The sequence below is a fragment of the Pseudoalteromonas sp. S16_S37 genome, from assembly GCF_014694405.1.
GTDB lineage: Bacteria > Pseudomonadota > Gammaproteobacteria > Enterobacterales > Alteromonadaceae > Pseudoalteromonas.
Map to the genome: position 1 here is coordinate 21,545 of NZ_JAAUWV010000054.1, position 9,688 is coordinate 31,232.

At 40.8% G+C, this 9,688-nt stretch carries 9 protein-coding genes; 8 read left to right on the forward strand and 1 reads right to left on the reverse strand.

Annotated features, from left to right (window positions below):
- Positions 1-60: 60 nt before the first annotated feature.
- Positions 61-2,742 carry a DNA gyrase subunit A gene (gyrA, locus tag HC733_RS18115; protein ID WP_190366410.1) on the reverse strand — a complete coding sequence of 894 codons (2,682 nt, stop codon included), beginning with the start codon at positions 2,740-2,742 and terminating at the stop codon, positions 61-63.
- Between the two features lie 185 nt (positions 2,743-2,927).
- Here gyrA and ubiG point away from each other — a divergent pair, with 185 nt between their 5' ends.
- The 8 genes from ubiG to HC733_RS18155 all read left to right on the forward strand — a co-directional run bounded on the left by ubiG (position 2,928) and on the right by HC733_RS18155 (position 9,575).
- Positions 2,928-3,638 carry a bifunctional 2-polyprenyl-6-hydroxyphenol methylase/3-demethylubiquinol 3-O-methyltransferase UbiG gene (gene ubiG, locus HC733_RS18120; protein WP_190366411.1) on the forward strand — a complete coding sequence of 237 codons (711 nt, stop codon included), beginning with the start codon at positions 2,928-2,930 and terminating at the stop codon, positions 3,636-3,638.
- Positions 3,635-4,282, forward strand: a complete 648-nt coding sequence (locus tag HC733_RS18125) for an HAD family hydrolase (RefSeq protein ID WP_190366412.1) — start codon at positions 3,635-3,637, stop codon at positions 4,280-4,282. The genes ubiG and HC733_RS18125 overlap by 4 nt, the downstream gene beginning before the upstream one ends.
- Before the next feature lie 360 nt (positions 4,283-4,642).
- Entirely contained in the window at positions 4,643-6,928 is a 2,286-nt protein-coding gene (gene nrdA / locus HC733_RS18130) for a class 1a ribonucleoside-diphosphate reductase subunit alpha (protein WP_190366413.1), read from the forward strand.
- 51 nt (positions 6,929-6,979) lie between these two features.
- A complete protein-coding gene (gene nrdB, locus HC733_RS18135; protein WP_190366414.1) occupies positions 6,980-8,110 on the forward strand; it encodes a class Ia ribonucleoside-diphosphate reductase subunit beta in 1,131 nt (376 codons plus the stop codon).
- Entirely contained in the window at positions 8,110-8,382 is a 273-nt protein-coding gene (gene yfaE / locus HC733_RS18140; RefSeq protein ID WP_190366415.1) for a class I ribonucleotide reductase maintenance protein YfaE, read from the forward strand. Before nrdB ends, yfaE begins: the two co-directional genes overlap by 1 nt.
- Positions 8,383-8,718: 336 nt before the next feature.
- On the forward strand, positions 8,719-8,940 hold the full coding sequence (locus tag HC733_RS18145; protein WP_190366416.1) for a hypothetical protein: 222 nt from the start codon (positions 8,719-8,721) through the stop codon (positions 8,938-8,940).
- 157 nt (positions 8,941-9,097) lie between these two features.
- Positions 9,098-9,397 (forward strand): hypothetical protein, encoded by a 300-nt coding sequence (locus HC733_RS18150; protein WP_190366417.1) that lies wholly within the window; start codon positions 9,098-9,100, stop codon positions 9,395-9,397.
- A gap of 22 nt (positions 9,398-9,419) precedes the next feature.
- Complete coding sequence (locus tag HC733_RS18155; protein ID WP_190366418.1) at positions 9,420-9,575, forward strand: DUF924 family protein; 156 nt, start codon at positions 9,420-9,422, stop codon at positions 9,573-9,575.
- The last annotated feature ends 113 nt before the right edge of the window (positions 9,576-9,688 follow it).

The following is a 9,688-nucleotide window of genomic DNA, read 5'->3' on the forward strand; positions in this document are numbered from 1 at the left end:
TCATTCCTAAACAACATTATATTTTACCAATAAAAAAGCGGCCGAAGCCGCTTTTATCACTTATTCACCCTGCGAGTCGTCTGTAGTACTCATCGGAGTGTCCTCTGATGCTGGTAGCTCGCCACCCTCACCTTCAGGAAGTTCTTCAACTGCTATTTCTTCGATACGTTGTAAACCAACTACTTGCTCATCGTCAATAGTTCTAATCAAAATTACCCCTTGAGTATTTCGACCAACCGTTGAAACTTCACTCACTCGGGTACGAACTAACGTGCCTCTGTTAGAGATGAGCATTATTTCGTTGTTTTCTTCAACTTGAACCGCACCGACTACAGCACCGTTACGCTCGCTTACCTTGATCGATACAACACCTTGTGTTGCACGGCTCTTAGCAGGATAATCTTCAAGCGGCGTACGCTTACCATAACCGTTCTCGGTTACTGTCAAAATGGCACCATCATTTTTAGGTACAATTAGCGACACAACCTTTACACCATCAGGCATCTTAATGCCACGAACACCCGTTGCTGTGCGTCCCATTGGTCGAAGCGCTAACATTTCTTCACCGGTTTCAGCGTCAATCTTCACTTCACCCGTTTCAGAATCACGAAGCTTTTCATTAAAGCGAACAACTTTACCATGGTCAGTAAATAACATGATGTCGTTGCTACCATCAGTGATATCAGCACCAATTAAGCAATCACCTTCGTTTAAGTTGATTGCGATGATACCGCTTGCACGTTGGCGGCTATATGCAGTTAATGGGGTTTTCTTAACGGTACCATTCGCTGTTGCCATCACTACAAATTTGTCTTCTTCATATTCACGTACTGGCAAAATCGTCGTTATGCGCTCATTCGCCTCAAGTGGCAATAAGTTAACGATAGGTTTACCACGAGCAGCTCGTGAGGCCAAAGGTAATTGATAGACCTTTAACCAATACATGCGACCAGAAGTCGAGAAGCACAAAATGGTATCATGGGTATTAGCAACTAACAGACGCTCGATGAAATCTTCATCCTTCATGCGCGTTGCCGCCTTACCTTTACCACCACGACGCTGCGCTTCATAATCACTTAGAGGCTGATACTTCACATATCCCTCATGTGATAACGTTACCACTACGTCTTCTTCATTAATTAGGTCTTCTAGGCTGATATCATGTGCAGCTGCACTTATTTCAGTACGACGCTCATCGCCATAGGTTTCTTTGATAATAACTAATTCATCACGAATTACTTCCATCAAACGCTCTGGTGATGAAAGGATAAATAGTAATTCTGCGATTAGTTCAAGAAGCTCTTGATATTCAGCTAAGATCTTCTCATGTTCAAGACCTGTAAGCTTATGTAGGCGTAAATCTAAGATTGCTTGAGCTTGTTGTTCAGACAAGTGATATTGACCATCACGAATGCCCAGCTCTGCATCCAACCAATCAGGACGAGCTACGTTATCTTCGCCTGCTTTTTCAAGCATGCTCTTGACCGTACCTAACTCCCATGGACGTGCAAGTAAAGCTGCTTTAGCTTCAGTAGGGCTTGGAGATTTACGGATCAGTTCAATGATCGGGTCTATGTTTGCAAGCGCAATGGCTAGACCTTCAAGGGTATGAGCTCTATCACGTGCTTTACGTAAATCAAATACCGTACGACGTGTTACAACTTCGCGACGGTGTACGATAAACGCTTCAAGCATTTCTTTTAGGTTAAAGCACTTAGGTTGATTGTTATCAAGCGCAACCATATTCATACCAAATACAGTTTGTAACTGTGTTTGCGCATACAGGTTGTTTAGAATAACTTCGCCAACTTCACCGCGTTTAATTTCAATAACAATACGCATACCGTCTTTGTCAGACTCGTCTCGTAATGCACTGATCCCTTCAACTTTTTTCTCTTTAACAAGCTCTGCTATCTTCTCGATTAAGCGTGCTTTGTTAACTTGGTATGGGATCTCATGGACGATGATGGTTTCTTTACCCGTTTTTTCATCCACTTCAATTTCGGCACGAGCACGAATATATACTTTGCCGCGTCCTGTTTTGTATGCCTGTTCAATGCCTTTTTTGCCATTGATAATAGCCGCAGTTGGGAAATCTGGACCTGGGATATATTCAATCAGATCATCAATGGTCAGATCAGGGTTTTGGATCAATGCTAAACAGCCGTTGATCACTTCAGTTAAATTGTGCGGAGGTATGTTTGTTGCCATACCGACAGCTATCCCAGATGAACCATTAACCAACAGAGCTGGTACTTTGGTGGGCAATACATCAGGAATTTGCTCTGTGCCGTCGTAGTTAGGCACATAATCAACGGTTTCTTTTTCAAGGTCAGCCAAAAGTTCGTGCGCGATTTTCGCCATACGTACTTCTGTGTAACGCATCGCAGCGGCAGAGTCGCCGTCAACTGAACCAAAGTTACCTTGGCCGTCTACCAGCATGTAACGTAGAGAAAATGGTTGCGCCATACGTACTATGGTGTCATAAACCGCACTATCACCGTGCGGGTGATATTTACCGATTACATCACCGACAACACGCGCCGACTTCTTATAAGGCTTATTCCAGTCATTTTTAAGCTCGTTCATGGCGAACAATACTCGACGGTGAACTGGCTTTAAGCCATCACGTACGTCTGGTAATGCTCGTCCAACGATAACACTCATTGCGTAGTCTAAGTACGAATTTTTGAGTTCATCTTCGATATTGACTGGCAGGATTTCATTGCCGAGATCAGTCATTTGATTCCACTTTCCTTCAGTGTCTACCTCTTTTATGTCACACTATCGCGTAACGAAGAGGTTGAGTTATTATTAATTCTGAGTCGCCATGCTAACACACTTTTAAACAATTTACAGGCGCAAAGTTTTAGTGATTTTAATCTGACCCCTCTTATAATGCGCTCAGATTAACGAGGAAGTTTTTTATGACCGAACATCTAAATGTAGACCCACAAGAAATAGCAAAATTTGAACAAATAGCAGAGCGTTGGTGGGATACCGAAGGCGAATTTAAACCTTTGCATGATATCAACCCATTGCGCTTAGATTTTATCAATGACAAATGCCAAGGTCTTTTTGGCAAAAAAGTACTCGATGTGGGGTGTGGCGGTGGCATTCTTACTGAAAGCATGGCCAAACTTGGTGCCAATGCACAAGGCATCGACATGGGGCAAGAACCTTTAAATGTTGCCAAGCTGCACAGTTTAGAATCAGGTATTAAAGTAGAATACCAAAAAGTCCCAGTTGAAGAGTTTGCTCAACAGAACCCAGACGCGTTCGATGTTGTTACTTGTATGGAAATGCTTGAGCATGTACCTGATCCTGCTTCTATCATCAACGCGGTAGCGACACTTGCGAAGCCTGGGGCAAGCGTATTCTTCTCCACTTTGAATAAAACCACTAAAGCATATTTGATGGCGATTGTAGGCGCAGAGAAATTGTTGAAAATGGTGCCAGAGGGCACACATCAGCACGATAAGTTTATTCGACCATCCACTTTGATTAATTGGGCTGAGCAAGCAGGATTAAAGGTTCGCGCAAGTGCAGGTATAAGTTATAACCCGCTAAGCAAGACATTTACGCTCAGTAACGACGTAAGCGTGAACTACCTACTTCACTTCGAGAAACTTGCATGATTAAAGCTGTAATTTTCGATTTAGATGGTACTTTGCTAAATACTTGTGATGATTTAGGCGCTGCACTTAATCATACCTTGCAGCTGCATGGCTTACCTTGCGTAGCAAAAGAGGTATACAGTCCCGCCATTTCAAATGGAGTTCAGGCTTTACTAGAAGTTGGCTTCAAAGAATCATTGGCAAATCACGACGTATCAGCACTAAAACAGACTGTTCTTGATTATTATGCCAGTAACATTGCCGTTTATAGCCATTGTTTTGATGGGATAAATGCTCTGTTAGAGGAACTTAGTAATAGAAACATCAAGGTGGGGATCATGACGAACAAGCCCACTTTTTTAACTATACCACTACTACAGCACATCGAAGAGCTAAAAAACATAGAAGTCGTTGTGTGTGGTGATACCCTAGACGAAGCCAAACCTTCCCCCAAACCACTGTTGCATGCAGCTGAACAATTAGGGGTTCCACCTAACGCATGTTTTTACGTTGGCGATGCAGCAAGAGATATTGAAGCGGCAAAAGCGGCTAACATGCGCTCTGTTGCGGCATTGTGGGGATACGTACCAAGTGAAGAGGTTGCATTGAGCTGGCAAGCGGATCTGAATTTAACTAACCCAGAATCGTTAATATCACATATATAGTGTACAAATAAATAACAAAGCACTACATCTAGTGCTTTGCACCCAAAACCACCCCAAGTTGAGTAGAAAAAAATCAGTTAGAATTTTTTTTGAATTTACTAAAAAATCCAACCATCTTGGTTGATTTTTTAAAGGTGTGTTTAATGGTAAAACCTCATAGGTTAATAGCCACTAACACAAGTGATTTATCCTTAACTTATCCACAATTGTGAGTAAGTTGTTCTATTGCAAATTTAGCGTAACCCCACTATCTTGTGATCCACGGTATGCTCATCACCATATATAGTGGTGAATAGATAAACAATAAGTGTGAACCGTGCGTTTACCAAAAAACAATTCCGAAGGAATACAGGCGCAACTATGAACCAACAGTTATCTGTCAGCAAAAGAAACGGCCGCAAAGAGCCGCTTGATCTAGATAAAATCCACCGCGTAATCACTTGGGCAGCGGAAGGGTTAAACAATGTTTCTGTGTCTCAAGTCGAATTAAAGTCGCATATTCAGTTTTATGATGGTATTCGTACCGAAGATATTCATGAGACGATTATTAAAGCGGCTGCAGATTTAATCGACAAAGAGTCACCTGATTATCAGTATTTAGCTGCGCGCCTCGCAATTTTCCATTTGCGTAAAAAAGCATACGGTCAATTTGAGCCACCACGCCTTTATGATCACGTTACCAAACTCGTTGAGGACAAGCGCTACGACCCTCATCTACTAGTAGATTACACAGAGCAAGAACTTGATGAACTTGATAGCTACGTTGATCACTGTCGTGATATGAACTTCAGCTATGCTGCGGTCAAGCAGCTGGAAGGTAAATACTTGGTTCAAAATCGCGTAACGGGCGAAATTTACGAGAGTGCTCAGTTTCTATATATTTTAGTTGCTGCGAGTTTATTCTCAGATTATCCAAAAGATACGCGTTTGAGCTATATAAAACGTTTTTACGACGCAATATCACTGTTCAAAATATCATTGCCGACACCTATCATGGCGGGTGTACGCACACCAACTCGCCAATTCAGCTCATGTGTATTAATTGAGTGCGGCGACAGCCTTGATTCAATTAATGCGACATCATCAGCCATTGTTAAATATGTAAGCCAGCGTGCTGGCATTGGTATTAATGCTGGTCGTATTCGTGCACTTGGCAGCCCAATTCGCAATGGCGAAGCGTATCACACAGGCTGTATTCCTTTTTATAAGCACTTTCAAACGGCTGTTAAGAGCTGTTCACAAGGTGGGGTTCGTGGTGGCGCCGCAACGTTATTCTACCCACTTTGGCATTTGGAAGTTGAAAACTTATTGGTTCTTAAAAACAACCGTGGTGTTGAAGAAAATCGCGTTCGTCATCTAGATTATGGCGTGCAGTTCAACAAAACAATGTACACTCGCTTAATCAAAGATGGCTACATTACATTGTTCAGCCCTTCTGATGTACCAGGTCTGTACGATGCCTTTTTTGAAGATCAAGAAAAGTTCGAATCGTTATATGAGCAATACGAACAAGATGAATCTATTCGTAAAAAACGTATTAAAGCCATTGAGCTTTTCTCAATGTTTGCTCAGGAACGCGCTAGCACCGGTCGAATTTATCTTCAAAACGTTGACCACTGTAATACGCATAGCCCATTTGATTCTAAGGTTGCACCAATTCGTCAATCGAACTTGTGCCTTGAAATTGCGTTACCAACTAAACCATTAAACAATGTAAATGATCCTGACGGTGAGATTGCACTGTGTACACTCTCGGCATTTAACCTAGGTGCGTTAAACTCGCTTGACGAGCTTGAAGAACTTGCTGAATTAGCGGTACGCGCTCTTGATAATCTACTTGATTTCCAAGACTATCCTGTACCAGCTGCGAAAAATGCGACTATGGGTCGTCGTACCTTAGGTATAGGTGTAATTAACTATGCTTACTACTTAGCTAAGAACGGCGTTAAGTACTCAGATGGAAGCGCCAATGGTTTAACGCACCGTACATTTGAAGCTATTCAGTACTACCTTATGAAAGCGTCTAATGAACTAGCGAAAGAGCGTGGTGCATGTCCATTGTTTAATGAGACTACGTATTCAAAAGGCATTATGCCAATTGATACTTATAAACGTGACTTAGATAAAATCTGTGAAGAACCTCTTCGTTTAGATTGGGATGGCTTGCGTCAAAGCATTAAAGAGCACGGTATGCGTAACTCTACGCTATCTGCATTAATGCCATCAGAGACATCATCACAAATCTCAAACGCAACCAATGGTATCGAGCCGCCTAGGGGCCATATTAGTGTTAAAGCAAGTAAAGATGGTATCCTTAAGCAAGTGGTTCCTGAGTACGAGCGTTTGAAAGACAGTTACGAGCTGCTGTGGGATATTCCGTCAAATGATGGCTATCTTGGATTAGTTGGGATCATGCAAAAATTCATCGATCAGACTATCTCTGCAAATACTAACTACGACCCGAATAAGTTTGAAGGTGGTAAAGTTCCTATGAAACTACTGCTCAAAGATTTATTAACGGCTTACAAGCTAGGTGTTAAAACACTTTATTATCATAACACCCGAGACGGTGCTTCAGACTCACAAGATGAGCTTAAAGCCCAGCCGGAAGATGATGATTGTGCAGGCGGCGCTTGTAAAATATAAGTATGTGCGGGTCTGTATGACCCGCTGTTTTTGGTATTGAGTGTATTAAATATGTCTTATTCTACTTTTAGCAGAAATCATAATGATCAGTTAAAAGAGCCAATGTTTTTTGGCCAAACCGTCAATGTTTCTCGTTACGACCAACAAAAATATCCTATTTTCGAGAAGTTAATTGAGAAGCAACTGTCTTTCTTTTGGCGCCCAGAAGAAGTTGATGTCAGCAAAGACAGACTCGACTTTCAAGGCCTTCCAGAGCATGAAAAACATATATTTCTAAGTAACTTAAAGTATCAAACCTTACTTGATAGCGTACAAGGCCGCTCACCAAACGTTGCACTACTGCCTATCGTCTCGCTACCAGAGTTAGAAACTTGGATAGAAACCTGGGCGTTTAGTGAAACCATTCATAGCCGCTCATATACACACATCATTCGAAACGTAACTCAGTCGCCGGAGTTAATATTTGACGATATCGTTACCAACGAACGTATCAACAAACGAGCTGACGCGGTAACTCGCTATTATGATGAGCTAATCGAAAAAATATCTTTATATAACCTGCATGGTGAAGGTAAGCATGAGATAAATGGTGAAACAGTTGTTATCAATCTGTTTGAACTGAAAAAACTACTTTATCTTTGCGTCATGTCTGTAAATATACTGGAAGCAATTCGCTTTTATGTAAGCTTTGCCTGCTCTTTTGCATTTGCTGAGCGCGAATTAATGGAAGGTAACGCCAAGATCATTAAATTGATTGCCCGTGATGAAGCTCTGCACTTGTCAGGCACTCAGCATATGCTCAACATAATGCAAGATGGTAAAGATGATCCAGAGATGGCTATCGTTGCTGCTCAATGTCATGAACAAGCAATTGCCATGTTTGTTGAAGCAGCAGAGCAGGAAAAGGAGTGGGCAGAATACCTATTCAAAGATGGCTCTATGATTGGCTTAAACAAAGACATCTTGTGCCAATATGTTGAATATATAACCAATGTTCGTATGGCGGCTGTAGGTCTACCAACGCAGTTTGAAAATAAAACTAACCCTATTCCTTGGATTAACGCTTGGTTAGTTTCTGACAACGTGCAAGTAGCACCTCAAGAAGCAGAGATCAGCTCATACCTTGTGGGCCAAATTGACTCAGAGGTAGATGCATCTGAGTTTGGTGACTTTGATTTGTAATGAGTGACAATCCCTGTCATAAAATTACGATTGATAGTCTTGATGAGCCGCTAGAATTTGCGGCTCAATCCCCTTCACTTCTCGATACTTTAGAAAAAGCCAATATAGAAGTTGCTTATCAATGCCGCGAAGGTTTTTGTGGCGCCTGTCGTGCCAAGTTGGATGAAGGAAAAGTAAGTTATAATCAAGAACCTCTCGCTTTTGTTCGTGATGGCGAAGTTTTATTATGCTGTACTAAACCTCTTACAAATATAAAGCTTACCTTACTGTAGCTCCAAAAAAATAATAAAATAGATATATAAATATATTCATTTTAATTTTATTAAACAGGCTTAATATTTCATTAGTTATTATTAATTAATATATAAATTCATCACAATTACTGATACAACGAATAACACAAGTACAGTGTATAAAACTTTATCGCGTTAGGTGAAAACGTCTTCTTTTCACACGCATTATCAAGGAAGAATTATGGACATATCATGAAAATACTTACACTACCTTTACTCCTATCTTGTGCAGCAATGATGGGCTGTTCACAGTCAGTTTCCAAATTTGGGGATTCGGAAACCACTGATTTAGTATAAGAAATTGCAAATGAAGAAATGATAAAGCAATTAGGCGAAGACTCAGCAAAATTATTCACTTATGAAGTTTTGGGTATTCGTACCACCAATACACACGATAAAACAGGTGCTCACGAATGTGCCGCCGATTTAAGTATCATTGCGTCTACAACCGGTAAAAACAAAGAAATCCCGATAACATATACTGTCGAGTTAACCGACAATGGTGAAGAGTTTTACGTAGAAGCATCCGGTTTATAATAAAAAATTTTGAATGCTAGCTGAGTCATTTTAGGCTCAGCCAGCTACTTAGCAGTATGCCTCAACACACTCTTTAGCTGTTGACTCCTTTAATGCTTCACTTCACTATACTATTATGTCAAGATAAATTTCTAAGCAAATTTAAGGGATTTATCACATGCAAGAGCAAATAATATTATCATCTTCAGCGACTAATCAGGTTGGCGCAGCCAAATGCGATGGCACTCTTTCAATAACCAATGACCATTTAGAATTCAAACCAATTAACACACAAATAAACCTCGGCACAATTAAAATTGAGCGTAGTGAAATAGTGTCGGCTAAATCTTGTCTTGCAACAGGTGGAGGCATTATTCCAATCTCAACTGATGCGATTAAAGTAACTCTCAAGAATAAAAAGCAATATGAGTTTATACTTACAAATAAAGAAATATGGCTACAACACCTCAATGCTTAATGCCGTACATTAGGGAGTCTTTGTGATTAGTGAAGTTTTGAACTTTTGGTTTAAAGAAATTGATGCCAAGCTTTGGTGGCAAAAAGACCCAGTTTTTGATGAACTTATTAAAAAGCGCTTTGGCACACTACACCAAAGCGCAGCTCAATGTGAACTTTATCATTGGCGTACAACCTGAGGGATCCCCATAAATAATCATTTAAATTCAAACACATCACTAACATCCAAATTTTGCCAATTCAAGTCAGTGATGGTTTTCTTAAAATGCCGGAGCCCCGCCATATAGTCTTG

Bases quoted from the DNA above. Each gene is read 5' to 3' on its own strand.
- gyrA (WP_190366410.1), bottom strand. From the start codon at position 2,742: ATGACTGATCTCGGCAATGAAATCCTGCCAGTCAATATCGAAGATGAA.
- ubiG (WP_190366411.1), top strand. From the start codon at position 2,928: ATGACCGAACATCTAAATGTAGACCCACAAGAAATAGCAAAATTTGAA.
- HC733_RS18125 (WP_190366412.1), top strand. From the start codon at position 3,635: ATGATTAAAGCTGTAATTTTCGATTTAGATGGTACTTTGCTAAATACT.
- nrdA (WP_190366413.1), top strand. From the start codon at position 4,643: ATGAACCAACAGTTATCTGTCAGCAAAAGAAACGGCCGCAAAGAGCCG.
- nrdB (WP_190366414.1), top strand. From the start codon at position 6,980: ATGTCTTATTCTACTTTTAGCAGAAATCATAATGATCAGTTAAAAGAG.
- yfaE (WP_190366415.1), top strand. From the start codon at position 8,110: ATGAGTGACAATCCCTGTCATAAAATTACGATTGATAGTCTTGATGAG.
- HC733_RS18145 (WP_190366416.1), top strand. From the start codon at position 8,719: ATGATAAAGCAATTAGGCGAAGACTCAGCAAAATTATTCACTTATGAA.
- HC733_RS18150 (WP_190366417.1), top strand. From the start codon at position 9,098: ATGCAAGAGCAAATAATATTATCATCTTCAGCGACTAATCAGGTTGGC.